Annotated in this window: 19 protein-coding genes; 10 read left to right on the top strand and 9 right to left on the bottom strand. The window is 33.7% G+C overall.

The window, feature by feature from the left end; genetic code table 11:
- Nucleotides 1-280: 280 nt before the first annotated feature.
- The 3 genes from HGK31_RS11905 to HGK31_RS11895 all read left to right on the top strand — a co-directional run bounded on the left by HGK31_RS11905 (nt 281) and on the right by HGK31_RS11895 (nt 4,598).
- The gene (locus tag HGK31_RS11905; RefSeq protein WP_191860434.1) at nt 281-2,152 is read left to right on the top strand and encodes a PLP-dependent aminotransferase family protein; all 1,872 of its coding nucleotides are present in this window, start codon (nt 281-283) and stop codon (nt 2,150-2,152) included.
- Nucleotides 2,153-2,309: 157 nt separating this feature from the next.
- Nucleotides 2,310-2,828: a lipocalin-like domain-containing protein gene (locus tag HGK31_RS11900; protein ID WP_191860220.1), complete on the top strand. Its 519-nt coding sequence runs from the start codon at nt 2,310-2,312 to the stop codon at nt 2,826-2,828.
- 123 nt (nt 2,829-2,951) lie between these two features.
- Nucleotides 2,952-4,598, top strand: coding sequence for a serine hydrolase domain-containing protein (locus tag HGK31_RS11895; RefSeq protein ID WP_191860213.1), 1,647 nt, complete (start codon nt 2,952-2,954; stop codon nt 4,596-4,598).
- Between the two features lie 110 nt (nt 4,599-4,708).
- Here the strand turns inward: HGK31_RS11895 and HGK31_RS11890 are convergent, their stop codons facing one another.
- The 4 genes from HGK31_RS11890 to HGK31_RS11875 all read right to left on the bottom strand — a co-directional run bounded on the left by HGK31_RS11890 (nt 4,709) and on the right by HGK31_RS11875 (nt 9,221).
- The gene (locus HGK31_RS11890; RefSeq protein ID WP_191860211.1) at nt 4,709-5,980 is read right to left on the bottom strand and encodes an adenylosuccinate synthase; all 1,272 of its coding nucleotides are present in this window, start codon (nt 5,978-5,980) and stop codon (nt 4,709-4,711) included.
- An 11-nt stretch (nt 5,981-5,991) separates the two neighbouring features.
- Entirely contained in the window at nt 5,992-6,444 is a 453-nt protein-coding gene (locus HGK31_RS11885) for a Fur family transcriptional regulator (RefSeq protein ID WP_104736296.1), read from the bottom strand.
- Between the two features lie 27 nt (nt 6,445-6,471).
- A complete protein-coding gene (locus tag HGK31_RS11880) occupies nt 6,472-8,685 on the bottom strand; it encodes a RelA/SpoT family protein (RefSeq protein ID WP_104736297.1) in 2,214 nt (737 codons plus the stop codon).
- Nucleotides 8,686-8,759: 74 nt separating this feature from the next.
- A complete protein-coding gene (locus tag HGK31_RS11875) occupies nt 8,760-9,221 on the bottom strand; it encodes an SRPBCC family protein (protein ID WP_191860209.1) in 462 nt (153 codons plus the stop codon).
- 161 nt (nt 9,222-9,382) lie between these two features.
- On the opposite strand from HGK31_RS11875, the gene HGK31_RS11870 reads away from it, so the two are divergent.
- From HGK31_RS11870 to HGK31_RS11850, 5 genes are all read left to right on the top strand, one after another.
- The gene (locus HGK31_RS11870) at nt 9,383-11,329 is read left to right on the top strand and encodes a peptidylprolyl isomerase (RefSeq protein ID WP_191860207.1); all 1,947 of its coding nucleotides are present in this window, start codon (nt 9,383-9,385) and stop codon (nt 11,327-11,329) included.
- On the top strand, nt 11,330-12,187 hold the full coding sequence (locus tag HGK31_RS11865) for a peptidyl-prolyl cis-trans isomerase (RefSeq protein ID WP_223115342.1): 858 nt from the start codon (nt 11,330-11,332) through the stop codon (nt 12,185-12,187).
- Nucleotides 12,150-13,592: a peptidylprolyl isomerase gene (locus HGK31_RS11860; protein ID WP_191860206.1), complete on the top strand. Its 1,443-nt coding sequence runs from the start codon at nt 12,150-12,152 to the stop codon at nt 13,590-13,592. Before HGK31_RS11865 ends, HGK31_RS11860 begins: the two co-directional genes overlap by 38 nt.
- A 2-nt stretch (nt 13,593-13,594) precedes the next feature.
- On the top strand, nt 13,595-14,548 hold the full coding sequence (locus HGK31_RS11855; protein WP_104736301.1) for an AAA family ATPase: 954 nt from the start codon (nt 13,595-13,597) through the stop codon (nt 14,546-14,548).
- 203 nt (nt 14,549-14,751) lie between these two features.
- Nucleotides 14,752-17,019 carry an aconitate hydratase gene (locus tag HGK31_RS11850; protein WP_104736302.1) on the top strand — a complete coding sequence of 756 codons (2,268 nt, stop codon included), beginning with the start codon at nt 14,752-14,754 and terminating at the stop codon, nt 17,017-17,019.
- Between the two features lie 74 nt (nt 17,020-17,093).
- On the opposite strand, the gene HGK31_RS11845 is transcribed toward HGK31_RS11850, so the two are convergent.
- The 5 genes from HGK31_RS11845 to HGK31_RS11825 form a co-directional block, all read right to left on the bottom strand.
- Nucleotides 17,094-17,672, bottom strand: coding sequence for a hypothetical protein (locus HGK31_RS11845; protein WP_191860204.1), 579 nt, complete (start codon nt 17,670-17,672; stop codon nt 17,094-17,096).
- 129 nt (nt 17,673-17,801) lie between these two features.
- Entirely contained in the window at nt 17,802-18,833 is a 1,032-nt protein-coding gene (locus HGK31_RS11840; RefSeq protein WP_191860202.1) for a nucleotidyltransferase family protein, read from the bottom strand.
- A gap of 28 nt (nt 18,834-18,861) precedes the next feature.
- A complete protein-coding gene (locus HGK31_RS11835; RefSeq protein WP_191860200.1) occupies nt 18,862-19,995 on the bottom strand; it encodes a phosphoenolpyruvate carboxykinase (ATP) in 1,134 nt (377 codons plus the stop codon).
- 2 nt (nt 19,996-19,997) lie between these two features.
- Complete coding sequence (locus HGK31_RS11830; RefSeq protein ID WP_317045767.1) at nt 19,998-20,177, bottom strand: hypothetical protein; 180 nt, start codon at nt 20,175-20,177, stop codon at nt 19,998-20,000.
- Between the two features lie 126 nt (nt 20,178-20,303).
- The gene (locus HGK31_RS11825; RefSeq protein WP_191860196.1) at nt 20,304-23,855 is read right to left on the bottom strand and encodes a T9SS type A sorting domain-containing protein; all 3,552 of its coding nucleotides are present in this window, start codon (nt 23,853-23,855) and stop codon (nt 20,304-20,306) included.
- 238 nt (nt 23,856-24,093) lie between these two features.
- On the opposite strand from HGK31_RS11825, the gene HGK31_RS11820 reads away from it, so the two are divergent.
- The gene (locus tag HGK31_RS11820; RefSeq protein ID WP_191860194.1) at nt 24,094-25,548 is read left to right on the top strand and encodes a lipopolysaccharide biosynthesis protein; all 1,455 of its coding nucleotides are present in this window, start codon (nt 24,094-24,096) and stop codon (nt 25,546-25,548) included.
- Nucleotides 25,532-26,551 (top strand): GNAT family N-acetyltransferase, encoded by a 1,020-nt coding sequence (locus tag HGK31_RS11815; protein WP_191860192.1) that lies wholly within the window; start codon nt 25,532-25,534, stop codon nt 26,549-26,551. The genes HGK31_RS11820 and HGK31_RS11815 overlap by 17 nt, the downstream gene beginning before the upstream one ends.
- The last annotated feature ends 1 nt before the right edge of the window (nt 26,552 follow it).

Genomic DNA, 26,552 nt, shown 5'->3' with positions numbered 1-26,552 from the left:
CTGCTTACAAAAATTGCTGATGCCAGTTCGCTGCGCTAGTGTCCATTCGATTTGTATTTGCTAAATTAGATGCTTAAACACACCACTAATCATATATAAAACCGTTTTGCCTTGTTATTTTTAAGTCTAATTAATTACTCTTTAAGTTTTTAGGTAAGCTGACTTTTCAGGACTATTAATTAGGAAAGTTGCCATGGTTTACTTTCAGAGGGAAACATGGGAAAGTTTATAAAATAAATACAATTAATGTATCTTGCCAACCTATAAAATGATAGACGCTATGGAGCACGTAAAGATGCAAACTTTTATTAAAGCGGTATTGAAAAACGTACCGGCTGATTGGCTAAAACTTACCACACACAGGCTAGATATTTATGATGAAGAGCTGGCTAAAGTTGAATTTTTGAGACAGTTTGAATTACTGTTTGAGAATACTAATACTCATACAAAGTCGCTGGAACAATTGCCTACGGCTTATGACTATATTAGATTAGGACACCCGTTATCATGCGTATTGGAATGGACTATTGCCAAAATGCATGAGGTTACTGCTGATCAGGTAATTTGTTTTTCATCTAAAAGTATGCCTGTTATAGCGGTATTGCGGAAAAATTTATTGACTAACAAGCGGACACAAATTAATTACACTGGTGATTTACCAGATTTTCTTGATAGTGATTTACTAGAAAACGTGTATGGCTTTAATTTTGAACTAAAGCAGGTTGAGCAGGTGTCTGAAATTGATGCCTTTGATGGCAGTACCGTTTTTATTTCGGAGTCTGATACCTTATGTGATTTTGATATGAATGCATCTGTTGACTTTTTTGTTAATATGCATAATGAACTGGGAAGTGTTTTATTGGTAAATCATGCAAAAAACGCCCATTATATTTCAAAAGTTCAACATGTACGCAGGCGAGAGACTATTGCGATGACTCCAGCAGACTGCATGAAAGCTTTAAAATTGCTAGTGATGCATACTCCTGAAAGTACACAAAAAGGTGATGTAAAGGCAAACAAGTTGCAAGTAATAAATACTATTAAGGAAATAACAGGAACACGCACAAATGCGTTGGTGGCATCGAGTGGATTATCTATGCAATATGCCATAGTTATGGGACTTATTGACCATGCCTTGTATGAGTACCCCAATCAAGACATAAAAATTATTGTTCCACCTAATTGTTATGGTGGTACCAATGATCAGGCAAGACGTGTTGCTGCTTGTAAGGAAAACGTTGAAATTGTGGATTTACTTGTTGATAGTGGCCATGATATGGCTGACAGTCTGGACGAGATTTTAGATAGGTTAGCCATTGAAAATGCAGTGCCATATATTATTGCAGAAATACCTACTAATCCACGTGTTGAGGTTCCTGATCTTGTTAAGCTACAAGCGGTATTAAGTAAAGAACGCAAAACGACCAATGAAGAGACGGCTATAGCACCCGTTTTTATTTTGGATCAAACGTTTTGCCCAAACACGCCCTTTTTAGGTGATGCAGACAGTCTATCTACAGTTAAGGCTATTTCTTATGTGAGTGGATCAAAATTCCCAAGTGGTGGAAAATGTACTGCTGGCTATTGTGTAGCTAATAAAAAAGCGGACACCTTATTAGGTAAAATAGCTAAACATTTACAACTCTGCGATAATGAGGCTACAGATCTCCAGTATGAAATATTGGCAAACCAAATGCCTTCTATGAATAAAAGAATTGAAGCCGCCTATCACAATACTAGAGAATTTGTGAATTTTATAAAAAACACCTTGCCAGATGCTAAAATTAATTTTGTTTCAGAAGCTTTGGCTGAACAAGGATTTACACCGTCTGTATTTTCATTAGATCTACCAACAAAGGGTGATACTGATGAAGAACGGGAATCATATAAGCGTAACCTGAACCTGAAGTTAATCAATTTAATGATTAGTGAAATACCGGAGGAAAGTAAATATTGTGTGAGTTATGGGCAACTCAAAGGATGTTATTGGACTATACCAGCAACCTCTACACAAGGAACCACTAAAGAAGGTGATAAAGATTATATTGCTCGTGTAGCCATCTCTCCTGATATGGATTTGGAGCGTCACAAAAAAGTGTTTTTAGAATTTACCAAAACGTTCAAGTTGGGAACAGATAAGGTCAGTATATAGTAAAACCTTACTTGTAATTATAAAAATATTGAGATTTTAAAAAATGAGCGTGCAAATGAGTTTATGGTTTTTACTATTTGATATAACAAACAAAACGTATATAGCGAAGCGTTAGAAAAATAGTCATATATTAGGATTGCTAGTAATCAGTATGCACATGCAGAAACACATTCTATTACTCATCATTTTAACAGCTCTTTTTGTTTCATGTAAAAACAATCAAGAACTATCGGATTTTGATAAGTTTACAGGTAGATGGACTTTGGATATTGTTGAGGTTCAGAAAGATTCTACAACAAAGTGGGAGCCACGGCAAGGTCATTATAAAAACAGACAGGGGTTTATAATTTATGATGGGCTAGGAGGTATGGGAGTTCACCATGTCACTGAACATTATGAAGATTATGAATTTAAAGGAACAGGCGGTTTGGATAGCCTTACCAAAGAAGATTTAAGACATCTGGCAGATAACTTTGTGTATTTTGGTAAATACCGAGTAAATGATAGCCTTAAAATCATAGAACATCATATTGAATCGGTGAACTTTCAGCATATGTGGGGAACAGTTGCTAAAAGAAATTACAGCTTTAAAGGCGATACTTTGATTTTGAACCCCATTACCAATACATATCCGAAGACCAGACTAAAATGGCTGCGTCTCAACGATCGGAATTAGAATATTTGTAATCAACTGATTAGCGCAACATCTTCAGATTATATTTAGTAAATTACAGACTCATTTTATAATAGGGCTTCATTGTCATTGTCATGCTCATGTTATGAACTAAACTAACCAACCATGAAAAAACTCTTTGTTTACGTTTTAATCAGTTTCAGTATCCTCTTTTCAATACAGAGTACTAGTCAGGTACTAGATTCTAAAACAATTGAAGCCAAAATTGACGCGCTTGTTCCAACTCAAGTAAATGACACCACACCAGGATTGGTTATTGGTATTGTTCAAAATAGTAAACTCATTTTTAGTAAGGGCTACGGATTAGCCAATCTGTCTTATGGTATGGCTAACAATCCTAAAATGGTTTATAATGTTGGCTCTGTCAGTAAACAGTTTCTTGGCTATGCTTTTGCAATGTTACATGTAAAGGGCGATTTAAATATTGACGATCCTGTTGGAAAGTACCTGGAAGATTGGCCGGAATTTGAGCATGCAGTAACATTGAGGCATTTGCTTACGCATACCAGTGGGTATCGAGAGGCCTACACCATGTCAAACCTTGCTGGAAGAATTGTAGGTGTAGATAGATTGAGTAGAGCCGAATGCCTAAACGTTGTTAGAAAGCAACCAGAACTAGAATTTGTTCCAGGTTCCAACTGGACGTACAACAGCACTGCCTGGGTTATATTGGCAGAAGTTTTTGAAAAAGTGACTGGTGAGAAAGCAGATGCCTGGGTTGAAAATAATATGCTGAAGCCATTAGGGATGCACGATACTCAAATAGAGAGTTATGTAGGTGAAGTAATTACCAACGCGGCTGAATCCTATGTTTTTGATCCGGAACAAGGTTATATAAACCAAGAAAGTAATCGTGCTATTTTTGGTGCAGCAGAGGTGTATTCCAGTATTGATGATTTGGTTAAATGGGTTAATAATTATCGAACTGCAACCATTGGTGGTAAAGCTGTAAATAAACTATTTCTTGAACCGTTTATTTTAAATGATGGCTCTGATTCAGAATATGCACTTGGCATAGGTAATAGCAGTTATAACGGATTAAAACTATACAGACATACAGGTGGTCATGAAGCTTTTGCAACGCAATTAAGTTATTATCCAGAACAGGATTTGGGCATTATTACTATTTCTAATTATGGCGGAAAAGGTTGGTTGGCAACCTCAAAAATTGCCGATTTACTTTTAGGTAAGTTTATGACACATGAGGATAAAGAAGAAGTTAAATCCATTGATTTAGCAAAGGAATTGTTAGAACCATTGAGAGGACTTTACGTGTCGTCTAATTTTAATAGAACTTTGGAAATTGGTATGGTTCAAGATTCACTAACTATTAATGGAGATTCTAAACTTATTCCACTATCTGAAAATACATTTTATGTAAACGGTTGGGATAGTCAGCTTGTTTTAAACAAAGAAGCTAATGGGAACGCTACCTTAACATTTACTGATAATTCTAGGGAAATCTTCACGAAGGTTGATAGGTGGCAGCCAACAGAAATAGATTTAAAAGGATATGAAGGCGATTATTGGAGCGAAGAGTTGGAAACACTATATCATCTAACCGTAACAGACGGAAAACTAACCATTAAGCATCGTTGGCTTGGAGAGATTCCTTTGGAACCGCTTACGCGAGATTTATTTAAAACGGATTGGTCTTATAACGTCAAATTTGTTCGTGACAGCAATCAGAACATTTCAGGGTTTAGTATTTACAGTGGGCGGACACTAAATGTTTATTTTAAGCGGAAATAGTTATTGCTTAAAAAAACACTTATTTAATTACTAAATTGAAACTTCTAGAGTTCCATTTAGAATTTTATAAACCACATGTGATATCCATACTATTTTAATGACAAGAAAGATTACCTAAAAATAGTCTGTTTTCTATCAGGTCCTACTGAAACAATCGTAATAGGTGTATCCAATTCTTTTTCCAAAAATGCTATATAGGCGTTTAACTCATCTGGCATTTGTGATGCTTCAGACATTTCAGTTAAATCGGCAGCCCAACCTTTGAAATCGGTGTAGATGGGTTCTACATTTTCTGGTTCAATATTATATGGCAAGTGCGTAATGGTTTGGCCTTTGTATTTATATGCTGTACAAACTTTAAGTGATTTAAAACCTGATAACACATCGGCTTTCATCATCATTAACTGGGTAACACCGTTTACTTGACAAGCGTATTTTAAAGCTACCAAATCCAACCAGCCACAGCGACGTGGTCTTCCAGTTGTAGCTCCAAATTCATGACCAACTTTAGCCATAGTTTCACCATCTTTGTCAAATAACTCAGTAGGGAAAGGTCCTGAACCTACACGTGTAGTGTAAGCTTTAAAAATACCAAACACATCACCAATTTTGTTTGGAGCAACTCCTAAACCAGTACAGGCTCCAGCTGCTGTTGTATTACTGGATGTTACAAATGGATAGGTTCCAAAGTCAATATCTAAAAGTGATCCTTGAGCGCCTTCAGCCAAAATGGTTTTACCCTCTTTTTGAGCTTGAAAGATATATTCTTCAGAATCGATTAATTTTAGGGATTTTAAAACCTTTACAGCTTCAAAGAATTCGTTTTCCAATTCTTTAAGATTATACTGGATTTCCACATTGTAAAAGTTAATCATGGCTTCATGCTTATTGGCTAAAGCACGGTATTTGTCTTTCCAGTCTGCGAGTTCTAGATCACCAACACGAATACCATTTCTACCTGTTTTGTCCATATACGTTGGGCCAATACCTTTTAAGGTAGAGCCAATTTTAGCTTTACCTTTGGCCGTTTCACTAGCCGCATCTAATAACCGATGGGTTGGTAATATAATATGTGCTTTTCTAGATATGTATAGTGATTTTTTATAATCTACGTTTTGTTCGGCCAGTTTGTCCAGTTCTTTTTTGAAAATAACGGGATCTATAACCACACCATTACCAACTAAATTAACAGCATCTTCATGAAAAATCCCTGAAGGTATTGTATGTAACACGTGTTTCATGCCATTAAAAACAAGTGTGTGTCCAGCATTTGGACCGCCTTGAAAACGTGCAATAATATTGTATTTGGAGGTTAGTACATCGACAATTTTTCCTTTGCCTTCATCTCCCCATTGTAATCCTAGTAGTAAATCTACTGCCATGTTGTAATTTATTATTTAGTTGATTTTCGGTTGCCGTAAAAGTAGAGTGAGTGATTTTTAATTTCGATATCAAAAACCTCTTCAATGGTTTTTTTGATAGACTGAATTCTGGGATCGCAAAATTCTATAACTTCACCAGTATCTGTTAAAATCACGTGGTCATGTTGTTTATCAAAATATGATTTTTCGTAATGTGCCTGATTTTGGCCAAACTGATGTTTGCGTACCAAGCCACATTCCAAAAGTAATTCTATTGTGTTATAGAGGGTGGCACGACTTACGCGATATTTTTTGTTCTTCATATTGAGATATAAAGATTCAATATCAAAATGCTCGTCGCTGTTATAAATTTCTTGAAGAATAGCGTAACGTTCAGGTGTTTTTCTGTGACCTTTTTCAGTTAAAAAGGTAGTGAACACGTTTTTTACTATCTCCTGATTTTTTGTATCGGTTTTTACACTCATAATTTCGCTGCAAATTTACACTTATTTTTAAACTCTAGTCACTTTATCTATACCATTAATTTTTTTTAGGTTGTCCATGAGTTTTTTAAGCATATTATTGTTCTTAACGACCACGTTAATTTTACCGGAAAAAATACCATCATCACTTTCAAAACTGATGCTTTTCATATTTACGTGCATATTGGATGAAATGACTTTTGTGATATTATTTACCAAGCCTAGATTGTCTATTCCAGATAATTTTATTTGAGCTGCAAATTCCTGCTGCGAAGAATCAATCCATTTTGCCTGCATAATTCTGTAAGCATAGTTAGATTGTAAGCTCACGGCATTGGGACAATTTTTTTTATGCACTTTAAGTCCGTCATTGATGGTTAAAAAACCAAAAACAGGATCGCCAGGAATAGGGTTGCAGCAGTTGGCAAATTTATAATCCAGTTTTTCCTCTTCCTTGCCAAATACCAATAAGTCATATTTTGACGTGATTTCTTCTTTATCCAGTTCTTCTTTTGGTATTGAAGGCTTTCGAGATATTTTATTTTTAATGTAGCTCATTAGGGCATTGCTTCTGGACGAAGCAAATTCCTTAAGCATGGTATTATCAATAGAACCAACACCTACTCGATAAAACAAGTCTAAACTGGTTTTTAGTTTAAAATGGTTGACCATTTCATTGACTGATCTTTCATCTAATGAAATTTTTAGTTGTTTTAGTTTACGGCGTAATATTTCCTTGCCTTCTTCGGCAACTTCTTTTTTGTCTTCTTTTAAAGCGGATTTTATTTTGCTACGAGCTCTTGCCGTAGTTGCATAGTCCAACCAGTTTGGATTAGGTTTTGCGTTTTCAGCAGTTAAAATATCAACACGGTCACCACTTTTAAGTTCGTGACTTAAAGGCACTAGTTTGCCATTTACTTTGGCACCACGTGTTTTCATGCCTACTTCGGTATGGATACTAAAGGCAAAATCTAATGGTGTAGCTCCTTTGGGTAAGGATTTTAAGTCGCCTTTTGGGGTAAATACAAATATTTCTTTTGAATAGAGGTTGAGCTTAAATTGCTCTACAAAATCTACGGCATCAATATCCGGATTTTCAAGTGAATCTTGTAATTTGGCAATCCAAATATCGATACTATCTTCAGAATCACTACCTTCTTTATATTTGTAATGAGCAGCATATCCTTTCTCGGCAATTTCATTCATGCGCTCACTTCTAATTTGGACTTCAACCCATCGGCCTTTTGGACCGACAACTGTAATATGTAAGGCTTCATAGCCTGTTGATTTAGGCGATGAAATCCAATCACGTAATCGGATAGGATTGGGTCTGAAATGGTCCGTTACAATGGAGTAAATTTTCCAAGCCAAGAATTTTTCATTTTCGGGATCACTTTTGTATATAATTCTAACAGCAAACTTATCATAGACTTCATCAAAGCTGACACCTTGGTTCATCATTTTTCTTCGAATGGAAAAAATGGATTTTGGGCGTCCTTTAATTTCATAATCTAAATGCTCTTTGTCTAAAGAGGTAGAAATGACTTTACTGAATTCTTTTATGTAATTATCCTGATCTTCTTTGGTTTCCTTTATTTTGTTTAAAATATCATAGTACACTTCAGGTTCAGTGTATTTTAAGCCTAAATCCTCTAGTTCAGTTTTAATATTATACAAGCCAATTCTGTGTGCCAATGGCGCGTAAATGTAAAGCGTTTCAGAAGCAATTTTCACTTGCTTGTCAGACCGCATGGAATCCATTGTTTGCATGTTATGAAGTCTGTCCGCAATTTTGATTATAATTACGCGAACATCATCATTTAACGTGAGGAGCATTTTTCTGAAATTCTCTGCTTGCATGGATACGTCCATGTCTTTTTTAAGCGAAGAAATTTTTGTTAACCCATCAACAATTTTGGCTACAGTCTCGCCAAACATGCGTTCAATATCTTTTAATGTGTAATCATCATTGTCTTCAACAACATCATGCAACAATGCCGCGGTGATAGATGTGGCGTCCAATCCAATTTCTTGAGCCACGATTTTTGCAACTGCAATAGGGTGGAATATGTAAGCTTCACCAGACTTTCTGCGTTGGTCTTTGTGGGCGTCAACAGCAACATCAAATGCCTTACGTATTTGCTTTTTGTCTTTTGCCGTAAGTGTTCTATAGCTTACACTTAAAAGTTCTTTGTAGGCTTTAGCTATAGCTGCATTTTCCTTTTCAATATCAATTTCTGTCATATATTAAAAATACTAAAAGAAAGTTAACCAACAATTGTTTTTGGTTAAAAAAAAGATGGGGATTGAAGGCTTTTTTATTTGTTTTTTTGAGCGACAGAAACACCTTTTTCTGCAAAATTCTTAAAATCTTCAAGATACTTTTTGGACTGTTTCTTAAAGGCGCTTGGCATAATGAGTGTCATCATTCTCAACATGAAGTTGGTTGGTAAAAACTCGCTTTTAGACGTCCATTTGGTTCTATTCTCATCAATCTCTTCGAAAAAATTTTCCTGCAAATTGTGCATGCCCTTTGTATCATAAGTCACATGAAACGCATGTGGCAAGTCCTGAAATGTGATGGTTTCAATTAATTCCATTTCACGTTTTCCCATTTTGTAGATTAATCTCATTTTTGAACCTATTTCTCCTGGTGTCCCTGAAATATGGTCATAATCAATTAAGCCTCGTTGCCAGTGTTTCATGTTTTCAGGGTTGTCTAATTTTTTGATGAATTCCTTGAGAGGTACATTCACTATTATCTCTGTGGTATATTTCATATGGTATCACAATTTGAGTAATAAAGATACGGTATTTTTAAATTCTATAAAGCCATTTTATAGCGATACTAAAAAACTTTAAAAAGCGTTTGTCATTACAACTTGTTTTAAAGGCTATTATTACTATTTTTGCATGAATTGATAAAAATCAATAACGACTTATGGCTAGATATATTTACGCTTTAATTTTGGTATTTTGTTTGGGAAGTTTACAAGCTCAAACTGTTGAGAAGGACATTCTGTTTACAGTAGCTGAAGAACCCGTTTATGCTTCTGAATTTATTAGAATATTCAATAAGAATTTGGATCTAGTTAAGGATGAATCTCAAAAGAATGTTGATGAGTATTTAAAATTGTTTGTCAATTATAAACTTAAATTAAAAGAAGCTAAAGAGCAAGGATTGGACAGCAAGCCATCTTATGTTAGAGAGTTGAATAATTACAAAAAGCAATTGGCCAAAAATTACTTAACAGATTCTGAAGTAACCGAAGAGCTAGTTGCTGAAGCATATGACAGAGTTTCTAACGAGGTTAATGCCGATCATATTTTAATACGTTTGAATGAGAATGCTAGTCCCGAAGATACTTTGGCAGCGTACAATCAATTGTTGAAATTTAGGGATCGTGTTGCGATGGAAGGGTTTGATGAGGTGAAAAAGGATATTCACAACGGTCAAACCATTTATGCTGAAAACCTAGGGTACTTTACCGGATTTAAAATGGTTTACCCTTTTGAAACAGCTGCTTACAACACAGCAGTAGGGGATATATCCATGCCGTTTAAAACCCGATTTGGGTATCATATTGTCATTGTTAATGATGTCAGAAAAGCTAGAGGTGAACGTACCGTAGCGCACATTATGGTTAGTATTAATGATGGTGATGATAATGCTGCACAAACGCGAATTAATGATATATACAACAAGTTGGAGCAAGGTGAGTCATTTGAATCATTGGCAAAACAATTTTCTGATGATAAGAGTTCAGCAAAGAATGGTGGTAAGTTAGCGCCTTTTAGTGGCGGGCAATTGAGTTCAACTGAATTTGAAGAACAAGCCTTCAGTCTCGAGAATATTGGTGATGTATCACAGCCTTTTAAAACGGAATTTGGTTGGCATATTATTAAGTTACACGACATGAAAAGTGTGGGGTCTTTTGAAGAAATGAAGCCTGAACTGGAAGCGAAAGTCAAGAAGGATTCAAGATCACAGTTGATTAATACCTCACTTTTGAATAATTTAATGGAGCGTTATAAAGTCACTTACAAGCAGCCAGCATTAACTTATTTTACCACTATCATGACTAATGATTATTTTGTTGGAAAATGGTTGCTACCAGAGGACTTTAATAAAGATAAAGAGTTGGTTAAGATTGATAATTTAATACTTACTTATGACGATTTTGGGCAATATTTAATAAAAAGCCAAAGAAAATCCGCCCCTAAAAAACCATTAAATATTTTAGTTGAAGAACAATACAAGGATTTCTTGAATATGAATTTATTACAATATCAAGAAGACAATCTTGAAAATGAGAATGAGGATTTTGCACATATTTTGGCAGAGTATAGAGATGGCCTGTTGTTGTTTGACTTAATGGAAACGGAAATATGGAATGCTTCAAAATCCGATTCAATAGGATTACAGAAATACTACAACGAAAACAAAGATAGTTATCATTGGAATGAGCGTGTTGATGCTACCGTTGCATCATCGGCAAACAAAAGCACGATTAAGAAGGTAAAAAAAATGTTGAAAAATGGCGAAACAGATGATGCCATTAAAAAAGCTTTGAATACTGATGATACCGTGAATGTTATTTTTACTTCAGGAATTATGGATATAGAGCATCAGGCATTACCAAAAGATTTTGAGTTTCATACTGGTGTTTCAAAAATTTACAATCATAATGATGCTTATATTGTGGCCAAAGTAAATGCTGTATTGCCCAAAGAACCAAAAGCATATGAGGAAGCAAAGGGGCAAATAATGAGTGATTATCAAGTTTATAAAGAAGCCAATTGGATTAAGGAACTCAAAGCGAAATATCCAGTGGTTATTAATGAATTGGTTCTTGAGAACGTGAAAAATCAAATAAAAAATCAATAGTTGAAAAGATATCTGTTACTGTTTGTATTGACTGTAATTTGTTTTTCTTCTTGTAATTATTTCTATAAACAAGAAGATGAACGAAAGCCCATTGCTCGTGTTAATGATGTTTATCTTTATCATGAGGATATGCAGCATCTTTTTGCAGAGAATATATCGGAAGAGGACAGTATTATCAGAGCAACAAATTTTATTAATCAATGGGCGGCGGAGCAATTACTTGTAGATGGCGCTAAACGAAATTTGAATGACAACAAACTAAAACGATTTGATGATTTAGCCCAACAATACAAGAATGAATTGTATTCAACGGCTTATCTTGAAGCATTAGTGACGAGGAATTTAGATACGGTGGTAACTTGGCAGGAAGCAGAAGCATATTACAATGAAAATAAGGACATATTTAAATTAAATGAAGACCTTATAAAGTTTAGGTACATTAATATTGACGAGAACAGGTTTGAGTTACCAGACTTAAAAACCAAATTCACACGATTTGATGAAGCTGACAAAAAGGAGTTGGATTCTATTGCCATTCAATTTAAATCCTATTCATTGAATGACTCCATTTGGATTAAGGTAACTCAAGCAATAAAAAAAATACCAGCCGTAACTACCGAAAATAAAAATGAATTGTTAAAAAAATCTAATTTTATACAACTCAAAGATTCATTAGGATTATATTTGATGCAAATTAAGGATGTGCTAGAAAGAAATAGTTTGGCACCGCTTGAATATGTAAAACCTACCATTGACCAAATAGTCATAAACAAGCGAAAATTAGAACTCATAAAAGAATTAGAAAAAGACATAACAAAGGATGCCATTAAAAATAAACAATTTGAAATTTATAACTAAAACCTTTTTGTTTCTTGCAGCTATAATACTTCCAAGTGTTTTGGTAGCTCAAGAGATAATTGAAGATGACGTCAAGGAGCCTGAAAAAAAGGTTGATAGTGTGCTTACTGAAGGTGCTCAAAAATTAGATGGTGTGGCTGCAGTAGTTGGTGACTATGTAGTTTTGGATTCTGATATTGATAGAACCATTATACAGCTTAAGGCACAAGGAGCATCATTAGAAGGCGTAACCAGATGTCAATTATTTGGTAAGTTGTTGGAAGATAAGCTTTATGCTCATCATGCCATTCAGGATAGTATTGAGGTTTCAGACGCTGAAATTCGTTCAAATGTAGATTATCAAATTCAGCAATTTTTAGCTCAATCAGGTAAATCTATGGAGGAGTTATTAGAGTTTTATAACAAACCTGATGAGAAAAGCTTTAGGGATGAGATGTATGAAATCAATAAAAGTAATAAGCTAGCCAGTGAAATGCAGAGCAAAATTATTGATGAAATTGAAGTCACACCTGAAGAGGTTAGACAGTTTTTTAATAAAATACCAAAAGACGAGCGTCCAACATTTGGTACTGAACTCAAGGTTTCACGAATCGTTATAGAACCTCAAGTTTCAGAAGAAGAAAAACAACGTGTTATAAATCAATTAAAACAGTTCAAGGCAGATGTTCTTGATAATGGTGCTAGTTTTAGGTCTAAAGTTGTCTTGTATTCTGATGATAAGGCGTCTATACCTCAAGGTGGGTTGTACACGCTTAATAGAAAACAGCCAAGAATGGTAAAGGAATTTCGAGAAGTAGCCTTTTCATTACAAGAAGGAGAAATCTCTGACCCATTCGAAACAGATTTTGGGTATCATATCATTTATTTAGAAAAAGTAAGAGGACAAGAATATGATGTTCGTCATATTCTGTTAATCCCCAAGGTTTCTGATGATGCTGTAAAAGAAGCTCGTGAAAAATTAGTAAAAATAAGACAACGAATTGTAGATGGTGACATCAGTTTCGAGGATGCAGCTAGAGAATCCAGTGACGAAAAGGAAACTAGGAGTGAAGGTGGTTTTTTGATTAATCCAGTGACTCAAGACTATAATTTTGAGCTTACGAAAATGGATCCAGAATTATATGGTCAAATTCAAGACTTAAAGGAAGGTGAGGTTAGTTTGGTACAAACGGATCGTGGTCAAACTGGTAATGTAAAATTTCAAATTTTAAAAGTAAGTGATCGTGTTGATGAACATGTTGCAGATTATTCAAGAGATTATTTGAAAATTAAGGATTTAGCGTTAAATGAAAAACGTTTTCGGGCAATTGATAAATGGCAAGAAGAAAAAATAATGGATACTTACATTAAGATTAATGGCGAGTATAGAGATTGTGAATTTACTGGAAACTGGTTAAAAAATTAAATATGTCGGATGTAGCTGCTATTGAGGGATTTGTAAAAAAGTACCAATCATTAAAAACTGAAATTGCTAAAGTAATTATTGGTCAAGATGAGGTGGTAAATCAAATTTTAATTGCTATATTTTCTGGAGGACATGCGTTGTTGATTGGTGTTCCTGGATTAGCCAAAACCCTAATGGTTAACACTATATCGCAAGCTTTAGGGTTGGATTTTAAGCGTATTCAATTTACGCCAGATTTAATGCCAAGTGATATACTAGGAAGTGAAATATTGGATGAGAACAGGAACTTTAAATTTATAAAAGGACCTATTTTTTCAAATATTATTTTGGCTGATGAAATTAATAGAACGCCACCTAAAACTCAAGCTGCCTTATTGGAAGCTATGCAAGAAAGAGCAGTAACTGTAGCTGGTCATCATTATAAGTTAAGTTTACCATATTTTGTTTTAGCAACTCAAAACCCAATAGAACAAGAAGGAACTTATCCATTACCAGAAGCCCAGTTGGACCGTTTTATGTTTGCTGTTAATTTGGATTATCCAACTTTTGAAGAAGAAGTACAAGTCGTCAAATCTACTACTACAGATATTGAGAATAAAGTAAATGCTCTATTTACTGCTCAAGAAATTATAGATATTCAACATTTAATAAGACGCATTCCTGTAGCTGATAATGTTATTGAATATGCTGTTAGAATGACAGGTAAAACACGTCCTAACAGTCCGCAAGCAACAGAGTTGGTTAAAAATTATATTGATTGGGGAGCAGGACCAAGAGCCTCACAAAATTTAATACTTGCTGCAAAAACTCATGCAGCGATTAATGGAAAGTTTTCACCAGATATTGAAAATGTTCAAGCAGTTGCCAATTCTATTTTTAAACATAGAATTATAAAAAACTACAAAGCTGAAGCTGAAGGTATTTCTGAAGAGCAAATTATTAAAGACTTGTTTTAGTCTCTTTCATTTTCTAATTATTGTTAATTTATTATTTTTTTAGCACTAAAAATGTGTTTTTAATAAATTTTGCGTTTTTTTATTTCCTAAAATTGAATAATTCTCATTAAAACAAGGAGTTCATTACATTATTTTTAAATGTCTATTAAAATTTGTAATTTTGCCAAACTCAAAAAAATTAATCAAACCTAAAATAAATATTTATGGCATTCGATGTAGATATGATTAAAAAAGTTTACGCTAATATGGCAGAGCGTGTTGATAAAGCGCGTGACATTGTAGGTAAACCTTTAACACTCTCTGAAAAGATTTTATACTCACATTTATGGGATGGAAATCCTACAAAAGCCTTTGTAAGAGGTAAAGATTACGTAGACTTTGCTCCAGATCGCATTGCTTGTCAAGATGCTACTGCACAAATGGCATTATTGCAATTTATGCAAGCTGGAAAATCTAAAGTAGCCGTTCCAACTACGGTCCATTGTGACCATTTAATTCAAGCAAAACAAGGTGCTGCTGCCGATTTAAAACGCGCTAATGAAACCAGTAATGAAGTATTTGATTTTTTAGCATCTGTTTCTAATAAATATGGTATTGGTTTTTGGAAACCAGGAGCCGGAATTATTCATCAAGTAGTTTTAGAGAATTATGCATTTCCTGGAGGTATGATGATTGGTACTGATTCTCATACAGTAAATGCTGGTGGTTTAGGAATGGTTGCCATAGGAGTTGGAGGAGCTGATGCAGTTGATGTTATGGCTGGTATGGCTTGGGAATTAAAATTCCCAAAACTTATTGGTGTTAAATTAACTGGTAAGCTGAATGGTTGGACCTCTGCTAAGGATGTGATTTTAAAAGTAGCCGGTATCCTTACTGTAAAGGGTGGTACTGGAGCTATTGTTGAATATTTTGGACCAGGAGCTAAAAATCTTTCCTGTACGGGAAAAGGAACAATTTGTAACATGGGTGCCGAGATTGGTGCTACTACTTCTACTTTTGGTTATGATGATTCTATGGAGCGTTATTTACGAGCGACAGATAGGAGTGAAATTGCTGATGAAGCCAATAAAATAAGAGAATATTTAACTGGTGATGATGCCGTTTATGCAAATCCGGAAGAGTACTTTGACCAAGTGATTGAAATCGATTTAGATACATTACGCCCACATTTAAACGGACCATTTACGCCTGATTTAGCCACGCCTGTTGGAGAGTTGGGAGCTAAAGCCAGAAAACATGATTGGCCTATAAAAGTTGATTGGGGTTTAATAGGTTCTTGTACCAATTCATCTTATGAAGATTTAACGCGTGCAGCGTCTATTGCTAAACAAGCAGTTGATAAAAAAATAAAGGCGAAGTCTGATTTTGGAATCAATCCAGGTTCAGAGCAAATTAGGTTTACTGCTGAACGTGATGGTATATTAAAGATATTTGAAGATTTAGATGCTACTATATTTACAAATGCCTGTGGACCTTGTATTGGACAGTGGGATAGAAGTGATTTAAAAGGAGAGGAAAAGAATACTATTGTTCATTCTTTTAACAGAAATTTCTCAAAACGTGCTGATGGAAACCCAAATACGCATGCGTTTGTAGGTTCACCAGAAATGGTTGCTGCAATAGCAATTTCAGGGCGTTTGGACTTTGATCCCATGAATGACACATTAATCAATGAGGAAGGACAGGAAGTTAAGCTTGATGAGCCTAAAGGTATTGAGTTACCACCTCTTGGTTTTGATGTTGAAGATGCTGGTTATGTTGAACCAGTTGCTGATGGTAGCCATGTTGAAGTAAGCGTAAGCCCAACTTCTGAACGTTTACAACTCTTAACACCTTTTGAGCCTATTGGGAATGAAATAAAAGGAGCTAAATTATTAATCAAGGCGTTTGGCAAATGTACAACGGATCATATTTCAATGGCAGGACCATGGTTGCGTTTCAGAGGGCATTTAGACAATATATCAAATAACATGCTAATTGGAGCTGTTAATGCCTTTAATAAGAAAACGAATTTTATAAAAAATCAATTCACAGGAGATTATGAAGGCGTGCCAGATGTGGCTCGTCAATACAAAGCAAAAGGTATATATTCGGTAGTTGTAGGAGATCATAATTATGGAGAGGGTTCTTCTCGTGAGCATGCAGCTATGGAGCCAAGACATTTGGGTGTCGCTGCAGTTATAGTTAAGTCATTTGCAAGGATTCATGAAACCAATTTGAAGAAGCAAGGAATGTTAGGCTTAACTTTTGCTAATGAAAGTGATTATGACTTAATTCAAGAGGATGATACCATTAATTTCTTGGATTTAGATACTTTTTCACCTGATAAACCATTAACCATTGAATTTGTACATGCTGATGGGACTAAAGATGTTATTAAAGCAAATCATACTTACAATCAAGCTCAAATAGATTGGTATAATGAAGGTTCTGCATTGAACTTAATTAAAAAAGAAAATGCAGCGTCATAAAAAGTATTAACTAATTCACAAAAAAAAAGCTCTTGAAATATGTCAAGAGCTTTTTTATTTAAACCTTTATTTAGTTAGAACCTAATAATAAATTCTGCAGTGTGTTGAATGTAATTCTTTAGATATTGATAGTCATTGAATCCAAATTTACCCATAGTTTGTAATCTAATACCTATATCTTCATACAACCAAAAGTTAAAACCTAAACCAACATCAAACATCATACTGTCTTTGCTTAATACTGATGTATAGCCAAATCCAGCAAGAACATAACCTTCAAAAGGGTCTATCCTAGGGTTTTGTTCCCATATATATTGATCAAATATGAAACGTCCTGTTAAATCAATAGCAAACAAATTGCTAGATTCTGTTAAATAACCGTTGTTTTGCTTATTATCTTTTGTAAGCTTATTCAGTGTAATTGCAAGATTAGTTGAAAAAAAATCACGCCATTTTCTTTCAACATTTATTGATAAAGGATTTTTAAAATTCCAATTATCTGCATCAAATGGATCATCAAATCTAAAACCATCGTTATCAACAATGTTCACACCAACCCCAATTGTCCATGGAACATCTGTGTCCAAATTGATAGATTGAGAAGACATTAATGAGGATATAAAAAAGAATCCTATAAAAACATATTTATTCATAAATTATGTATTTAAGAGTAAAAATAAGATTAATTAAAACATTATCAAATTAAATTTCGGATAATAAAAATGAATTTCTAGCAAAGCTCTCATTAGATAACATGCTACAATAAGAAATAAACAAAAACTTCATTGCTTTAACGATTGTATTAAATCTGCTCTGTAATTTTTGTTCTTTAAAAACAATAAAAATCTATTTATTAATACTTTCATATTTAAGATGTTTTTTAAGAACTGAGTCTTAAGTAAGCCTATGGTATTATTCTTTGTGTTGAGAACAAAGCATCTTGAAAGTATTTTGTTTTTAAGAGTTTGATTGGGCTTTTGAATATCTTGAAAATATATTGAACTAAAAAGGAAAAATTTTTGATAGGCATTGTCATGCAATTGAATTGCTAGACTTTGATGCTTTTTTGTTATTACTAAACTATCATAGATGTTTTTTAAATGTATAGAGTTGAAGTAATTACCATTATCATTAATTTGAAAACTTAATATGCAATGATTCAAAAGATGGCTAGCATGAGGCACAAAAACTCCATTAACATACTGTTTTTTAATTAAAACATCCTTTGAACTTAATTTGTTAAGGTGTTTTTTCATTAGTAGTTCAGTATGAATTTCAATAGGAGCTAGTTTTGTTTCGTTTACAAGTCTTGGAATATGTCGTTTGTCTTGATATTTTTCGCTCAATAGTATGTCGCCAGGAAGATAGTCCATTGTGATAAGTAGCTTTTTAGCTAGGTTAACTTGAGACCTTTCAACTAAAATATCAATATCTCCTATCATGCGTTCACCAGAGTCTTCGTAATAACCAGATATGATTATTGCAGCACCTTTTAAAAAAACATGGTTAATATGATTTGTAGAAAATAATTTAGAGATTTCTGTAATGTCTTCTACGAGGACATCATTTCTGTTTCTATTTATGGCTGTTAATTCAGTTAAATAATCTTTAAGGTCTTCTGGAAGATATTGTAATAGAGACTTGTCTTTTAAGCGACAATAAACTGTTGTTAAAACCAAATGATCACTCGCAACTTTAACAATATCGCTCCAGTCTATCCTTTTGGAAGTTATATTATCTTGTAGTTGAGCTAAATCACTTTTAAAACTAATAATATCAGCAATGTATTTATACGTTTCGTGTAATGATGCCATAATAATAAACGTGTTCTATAAACGGATACTAATTAGTAAGTAACTCATTTTTAAATATATCAATAACTTCGTTATTATTGGAATAAGTGAGTTTGTAAAAAGTGATTTTTTCTAGCCAATTTAAAAAAAGTTTAGCATTTTCGGTTTTAGGTGAAAGCCAAGAATCTGGAATCAATGTTTCTAAGACTGATTCAATAGGTGCTTTTTCAATAGTAGTAGGTACATCTTTTTGGTAATTAACTAGTACCATTTTGTAGCAAGGTATATTATTTAAGCCTACTTTATTTAACGGCGTGATGTATTTAATTTTTCCTTTAGCTGTATGGCTATCAATTGTTTCAATATCGTTAAAGTCATCTATATAATTTTCTATAACCTTAAACGAACCTTCTTTAAGGGATATGGCAGAGGGATACGTATAAATAGATTGGGTTTTGGCTAAGACTGGTGTGAAGTCATCAGCAATAAGATTAAAGCCATTGTGCATCAATATAGCCGACAGCGTACTTTTTCCTTTGCCAGATTTACCAAGCAGCATTACTGCTTCTTTTTCATTAGAAATTGTGGATGCATGGAATGTGCCTAGCCAGTCATCCTCAAGGCTGTTGGTAAGTAAACAAAGTAATTCCATGGCAAATTTACCTTGAAGTAAGTGGGTGTCAGACTTTTTAAATGATTCACTATGATTTCTATTAGTAAATAAATACAGCAAATTATCTTTGGATGCTACATGAAATGTAAAGTCAGCTGTTTTAGTGGTTTCGTGTTCAAGGTGTTTGAACTGTGGATGGATTAATTGTTTAATTAAGTCATTGCTAAAACAAACTTCTAATAGTTTGTTTTTTATGTGATAAGTAACTGTTTTAGTAAATTGAAATGTGTCAAGTGGAATTTCAGACTTTAATGCTTCGTTGGGAAGGCTGTTGCATTGTAATAAAAGCTGTTTTAAATCCTCATAAACACGATGTGAGGTTTCTTCAGAAATAATCAGCGGATTGGAAAGGCGCTTTGTGAATTCTTGCTTATTTGAACTATCTAAAAAGTAATTTAATAGAGATAGGTTAGTATCATCCATCAAAATATATTTGTTTGAATTTTCAAACCATAAAATATTGACTCCATTTATTGTTTTAACTAGTTCAGGAGCTATATAACTGTCCAAAATTATTCTTCAAATAAATCTTCAGGATTACTTTCTCTACCAAACCCTCCACCTGGATCAGGAGGTGATGTAGCATGTGCTTTTTTGGGACTTAAAATTAAAAATGTACCCACCGCAGTAATAGCTGCGTATTTCCCCATCTTTTTTAACGCTTCTTTACGTGTTATTTGGTTTTTGGACATTTTTTCGTTCATGGTACAAATATATAAATCATTTCAAAAATAAATAAATTATATGAGCTTAATAGTTTTTAGTTAAAATATCAGCACATTAAAGAGGTAAAACTATTTAATGTGCTGATTGTTTAATTATTTAATGATTATTTTTTCTGTTTTTGATAGGGTTTTGTTTGATAATGAGACACTGTAAACTCCTGAAAGTAAATTAGACAGGTCAACTTGATTATAGTTGCTAGCAGTATTCAAATTAGTATTCAATACAATTCGTCCTTGCATATCATAAATTTTAATATTTGTAGGACTATCTAAAGTTCCTTTTACAAACAGGCTTTTAGGATTGATAGTTGCAAAAATTTGAATATTGTTACTATCAATAAACTCATCGGTTGATAAAGAAGCATCAGAAAACCTTAAAAAGAAACGACCTGTTCCATTTAAATCCACTGAGGGTGTGATAGTGTAGTCCTCATTATTCAATAAAGTGGCCGTATTGGCAACTGTATCATCTAAATAAACATCAACGCTTTCTGGTAATGTAGATTCTACAATTGATATAGTAATTTCTTGATTTTGATTAGCGTTAATTCCCAACGGAATTGTTACATCTGAAAAATCTGAATATCCTAATGACTGAATAGCATAGTCACGTTCAACATTCTCCTCTAATAAATGTGAGTAAATTGAAAAACTTGGTGCAACACCACCAAAGATACTAGCATCATAACCCGAATCCAAACCTAATGTAGCGTTGTCTGTAAAGTAAAAATCGGTATTGTAGGATTGGTTATTACCTGAAAGTTGGATTTTTAAATGTTCAATTGGTTCTGGATTAGAAACTCTCCCAGGTATGAAATCATCTGAATTTCCATTTACTCTCATATCTGGTGTAAAGGACACCGTTCCACTTGCCACAGCTGATGCAACAAAAAATCCTTGACCAGGAGTAAGTACTGCCCCTGGATTGGCATCAGAGTATGCTTGATTCCAAATAGTCCAGCCATCAGAAGCATTACCATCGTATCCATATATTCCAGAACTTTCAGTATCAAATAATGAATTGTTAATAGCTAAAAAATCAGATAATGATAAGTAAGATGGGTATGGGTTTCCAATTAAGTTCCATTCAGGGTTATTAGGTCCTGCTATAACAATTGGAACATCTAGAGATCCTGTTGTTATTGTTCCAGTAAAATCTAAATTACTACCATCGCTAGTTGCAGCTCTGTAACCAATTCCTGGTTCAAGAACTACGGCTGCTTCAGCAGGGATAGCTGTATCATAAGTTAAGTATAAACCTGTAACTTTATCAAAAGGTCCGAATAATTTTTCTGTTGGGTTGGTCGGATTTTCATATAAGTTGATATTTTCTACAGCAAAATCACTAAACGTTTGCCCTGTAACAGGTGCAGAAACCAAATCATTTCCTCCAGAAGCAGCATTTTGATTTGTATATCTACTATATCTTACAGCTCCATAAGATTCACCATCAACAATTAAACTGGAAAAGCTTGTTGAAATTGAGTTTAATTGTAAAAGGCCTCCATTGTAAATATTGTTATTGACTAGAATGGATTGTCCTTCAGAAACACTCACATTAGCACCAGCTTCAATAAACAAATTGTCTAGTTCAATATCTGTTCCTACAATGTAGTTACCATCTCTTACATAGGCATTTTCAAGGCCTGTAACGTCAGATGGAGCATATGGTGTCCAGGAATTATTGGCATAAATAAGACCATCAAAAACACTAACTACTTTAAAGTTGTCGAAGCCAGAATAGGCATTTGTTCCATCATCTCTTATCTTGAGCACTAAGCTTACTGTATCTACGCTGTCAGGAACATTAACTAACACAGAACCAGAATCGTTCTCAAAATCTACAAAACCATCTAATAAATATACTTCTCCTTGCCCAACACCATCATAGAAAATTTCATATTTGGCATCATCAGTTGAATTTGCATAACCAATAACTTGCCAATCAAAACGAACTTGTACATTGTCAAACATGCTTATGTCTATATCATCAAATGTAATTGTCGCAAAATCAGCTGTACCATTGTCACCCTCATCATCCAAGTCATTTTCACCTAAAATATTATTGGAAAATAATTGGTAATCTAGAGGTGCAGCACTGTCTATATCAATAGGTCCAAAATAGCCATCTATCCCCCAACCATTATCAAAAAATGCTACATCACTAGTATATGTCCATTCAGGAGATGACATGTCAAAATCTTGAATAGCTATTGTAACTATAGGACCTAGAATATTAAATGTATCGCTAATTATAGTTGGCAATACTGTAGGGGTTGCTAATAATGTAACTCCTGTAGCTTGTTCAGAAAATGCTATGGTATCAAAAACACCAATACCATTAATTATACTGTAAGAAATTAAAGGAGGATCTAAAGGTCCCGTAGCTGTGACACTGATTATATCATTAAAATCAACATCCAAATTACCATTTGAATCAATGGCATTGATTGCTGGGTATGGAGCCATTACTTCAAATTGATTAACATCTGAAGGCTGTTGAACATATATTATTTCTGAAGCCGTCACTTCAATTCTGTTATCGTCTCCATCAATTGGTGTGACAGCACCTCCTGCATCAAATTGAAAAAATGAGGATCCGTTAGTTGCATCTGCCAAGGCAGCAGTTATAGCAAGTTGTATTTGGTCGTTATCTGATACTGTACTATTAAAAGTAGCGTGCACACTGAAGGTTTTTGAGCTATTATCTGGAGTACTAATACCGCTACCTCCATTAAGACCTGTAAACGATGCCGTATCACTATTGATAGTTGTTTCACCAACATTTGTTAGGCCATCAAAAACAGCTAAAGTGGCTAGATTTTCAAAACCATCAATATTAAATTCCAAATCCTCTAAAATTGTTGGTAAAGCATCAGGGTCATTTAGGTCATCACCACCATCTTGAATCACAAATTCTCCGATCTTAATCGAGTTGGACGTTGTAAGGCCAGATGTAGTATTATACAATTGGTAATTAATATTGTCAGTTGGGTTGAAAACTGCTGAAGTAACAATATTGGATTCTATGCTGTTGGGAGTAGTAACAATAACATTCCCAAAAAGGCGAATACCAGGGCGATCGATACCGTAATCTGCCCAAAAAATAGTTGACCTAAATCTTAAAAAACCACTAGTATCAGATGCATTCCACGCATAGAGTCTAAAAGTGATGGTTTGTCCAGTTCCAGAGACTATATTTAAACCACTGTAACTGTAAGTGGTATCTGTTTCCGCCGGAAGGCTAGTGTTACCATTGACCGCAGTTCCATTAGTAGCAAAATTGTTCGTACTGTAGTACAATCTAAAATTTGCTGGACCATCAATTGTACGTCTTAATTTAAATTCAATTTGATTGATATTTATACTGTTGTTAGCACTTGCAGTAACTGACCATTGAATGTATTCATTATTATTTTGGGCTTGAACCCTGTTGTTTCCATCCCATAGTCTCGAAGCAAAATCAGGTGTACCTGCTTGTTCTATACCAGAACCTCTTGTTAAACCCATTGAAGAAATGGTGCCTACATTTCCAGTAGCAGTAGGTCCAGGACCGTTTTCTCTATCAATTGTTACAATTACTGATTGGCTGTAACAAACACAAGTTAATAACAATGTAGATAATAAATAGTAGATTTTTTTCATAATAGCTTTTATTAATATCCTGTTAATGATGAGGTAAACCCTTATCATAGGCAATTTAATATTCAAAGGTAATAAAAGTACGCAACTAATTAAAGCAAGATTTAAATATCGTTAATAATAGTTGTGAAAGAGCATAATATTATCGATGAATGGGCATTGTTGAATCAATAATTGAAATATATTTGCTTAATATTTCGAATTTGAGTTTCTCACTAACTATAAATCACTAGTAACCACATTGCAAAAAACATTAAAAAAACAAGTTTTTAGTGGATTGGCTTGGAGAGGTAGTGCAGATATAGCACAACAAGTTCTTCAGATTGTGTTTACCATTGTGTTGGCTCGTTTATTAACAAGAGGTGATTTTGGTTTGGTTGCTATGGCACTTATTGTTAATCGTTTTGTGAAGGCATTAACAAGTATTGGTTTTGGTGCAGCTATTATTCAAAGTCAAGAAATTACTAAAGGCCAAATTTCTGCTATATTTTATGTTCAACTTGCTTTAAATACTTTCTTAACGGCTATTGTTGTTTTCGGATCTGGTTTAGCTGCGTCATTTTTTGAAGAACCCGGATTAAAGCCTATTATTCAAGTTTTAGGATTTGTTATACTGTTACAAACGTTTCAATTTCCTAATATTCTTTTGAAAAAGCGAATGGATTTTAAAGGGTTCTCAATAGCTGAAATATCTTCAATGGTTATATCCAATATCATTGCGATAATTATGGCATTTTATGGTTTTGGTGTTTGGTCGTTGGTTTGGCGATTGATCATTCAAAGAATCATTTTTGGAGCATTATCATTTTATTTTGGAAAATGGTTGCCTTCTAAACCGGAATTTAAAGGTATAAAACCATTTTTTAACTTCGGGATTAATATGCTTGGTGCTCATATCGTGTATTTTTTTGCTGAAAATATGATTGGTCTTTTAACCGGTCGTTATTTAGGTAAAGAAATTATGGGATTATTTAATATAGCCTATAATTTAGCTATAGTACCTGCTACTAAAATCCAGTCGGTATTGACAAGTGTTCTTACCCCTGGGTTTTCAAAGCTTCAATACCAAGTTGAAAAGTTTAGAAGTAATTATATTAAAGCACTTAACTTAACCTCCATTCTTTTTATTCCTTTTATGGTCATGTTAATGGCTATTAGTAATAATTTAATACCAACTTTTTATGGCACAAAGTGGCAGGAGGCAGGTAGTTACTTAATGATTTTAGCAGTAGTAGGGTTGTTAAGAGGTCTCTCACATATCTTAAGAAGTGCCATTATAGCAAAAGGAAAGTCACGAGTTATCTTCATATCAACAATTGTTGAGGTGGTGTGTTCGTTGCCAATAATGTATTTTTTAATGCAGGATTATGGTATTTACGGATTGATAACTGGTTATTTGCTAGGTGCCTTATTCGGTTGGATTTATACAGCTTATTACTTTAATCGTATTATTGATTACAAAAACGGTGCCTTGTTAGCTGTCAAATCGGCAATAATCATGTCAATCATTATTTTTGTATGTGTTTATAGCATCAATTTTATAGAAATTATTTCTCCAATTGCACTTTCAATACAATTAGTAATTGGTTTATTATTGTTTGTTGTGCTATTGTATTTTTTCGAGAAACTATTATTCATGGATTTATTAAATAGAATACGATTATTTAAAAAAGAGCGGATTGGAAAAAGAAAGTAATTATATTATTCAATTATTAGATAAAAGCTCTAAAAAAGAAGTTTCAATGTTTTTGGAACTTTTACAGAGTAATTTTAGTAAATCAACTGAATATTACAGATGGAAACATAATCTTGATAAAGAATACGAAGTAGAGGAATACACATTTTGTATTTATGATAATAAGTTATGCGTTGCGACCATACAAATGATTGTGAATAAAATAGTTATTTCTGGAAAAGAATGGAGATTTGCATTGCTATGTGATGGAGCAACACATAAAGATTACAGACGTTATGGCCTTTTTGAACGGATGCTTAATAAATGCGTATCACATTCCAAAATTATTGACGTCAGTTTTGTTTACAGTACTGGAAATGAGAAATCAAGGAGAGCATTAATGAAATTAGGCTATCAGGATTTTTTCTCCACCTTCAAAGCTCAAAAACGAATACGATTTGGCCATAATCTTCTTAAACCAATCAACATTGTTAATAGTATCATCTATAAAATCAAAGGGTTGAAAATAAATGGAAGTAAGACATCGGTTAAAGAAATTGATTTAGTAGATTATCATGCTTTCATAAATTCAAATAAGGGAAAATTTGATATTTATTTTGATAAATCACTTTCACACTTAAAATGGCGTTTAGATAAGCCAGAAGGTGAATATACTATATTGGGAACTTATGATGAAGATCAGGTTTTGAGAGCTGCGACAGTTTTACAATTGAGTACTAGCAAAATTTACATAATAGACTTTTTATTTACCAAAGGTCATAGCCATCACATGAATAAGTTACTACAATATATTGTTGATTTAGCCTGGCGTAACAAAGGAGTAAAGCACATCAATGTAATCAGAAATAATTTTGATGAAACCAAAAGTGTTTTTAATGAGAATGGCTTTAATCTTTCACAGCATAATATAAAGACGTTATTGAAGTATGTGGGAGAAAATAAACTGTTTTTAGATAGTGACTTAAAAAATATGCACTATATGCGTATAGACAAAAACGAATAGA

Origin of the sequence: Hanstruepera ponticola, assembly GCF_012931685.1 — a bacterium.
Classification (GTDB): Bacteria; Bacteroidota; Bacteroidia; order Flavobacteriales; family Flavobacteriaceae; genus Hanstruepera; species Hanstruepera ponticola.
Note: the sequence above shows the minus strand (reverse complement) of the source record. Positions and strands in the feature narration are given on the sequence as shown.

What these genes read in the sequence shown, in the direction of transcription:
- HGK31_RS11905 (WP_191860434.1), top strand. Translation starts at nt 281, where the DNA reads ATGGAGCACGTAAAGATGCAAACTTTTATTAAAGCGGTATTGAAAAAC.
- HGK31_RS11900 (WP_191860220.1), top strand. Translation starts at nt 2,310, where the DNA reads ATGCAGAAACACATTCTATTACTCATCATTTTAACAGCTCTTTTTGTT.
- HGK31_RS11895 (WP_191860213.1), top strand. Translation starts at nt 2,952, where the DNA reads ATGAAAAAACTCTTTGTTTACGTTTTAATCAGTTTCAGTATCCTCTTT.
- HGK31_RS11890 (WP_191860211.1), bottom strand. Translation starts at nt 5,980, where the DNA reads ATGGCAGTAGATTTACTACTAGGATTACAATGGGGAGATGAAGGCAAA.
- HGK31_RS11885 (WP_104736296.1), bottom strand. Translation starts at nt 6,444, where the DNA reads ATGAGTGTAAAAACCGATACAAAAAATCAGGAGATAGTAAAAAACGTG.
- HGK31_RS11880 (WP_104736297.1), bottom strand. Translation starts at nt 8,685, where the DNA reads ATGACAGAAATTGATATTGAAAAGGAAAATGCAGCTATAGCTAAAGCC.
- HGK31_RS11875 (WP_191860209.1), bottom strand. Translation starts at nt 9,221, where the DNA reads ATGAAATATACCACAGAGATAATAGTGAATGTACCTCTCAAGGAATTC.
- HGK31_RS11870 (WP_191860207.1), top strand. Translation starts at nt 9,383, where the DNA reads ATGGCTAGATATATTTACGCTTTAATTTTGGTATTTTGTTTGGGAAGT.
- HGK31_RS11860 (WP_191860206.1), top strand. Translation starts at nt 12,150, where the DNA reads ATGCCATTAAAAATAAACAATTTGAAATTTATAACTAAAACCTTTTTG.
- HGK31_RS11855 (WP_104736301.1), top strand. Translation starts at nt 13,595, where the DNA reads ATGTCGGATGTAGCTGCTATTGAGGGATTTGTAAAAAAGTACCAATCA.
- HGK31_RS11850 (WP_104736302.1), top strand. Translation starts at nt 14,752, where the DNA reads ATGGCATTCGATGTAGATATGATTAAAAAAGTTTACGCTAATATGGCA.
- HGK31_RS11845 (WP_191860204.1), bottom strand. Translation starts at nt 17,672, where the DNA reads ATGAATAAATATGTTTTTATAGGATTCTTTTTTATATCCTCATTAATG.
- HGK31_RS11840 (WP_191860202.1), bottom strand. Translation starts at nt 18,833, where the DNA reads ATGGCATCATTACACGAAACGTATAAATACATTGCTGATATTATTAGT.
- HGK31_RS11830 (WP_317045767.1), bottom strand. Translation starts at nt 20,177, where the DNA reads ATGTCCAAAAACCAAATAACACGTAAAGAAGCGTTAAAAAAGATGGGG.
- HGK31_RS11825 (WP_191860196.1), bottom strand. Translation starts at nt 23,855, where the DNA reads ATGAAAAAAATCTACTATTTATTATCTACATTGTTATTAACTTGTGTT.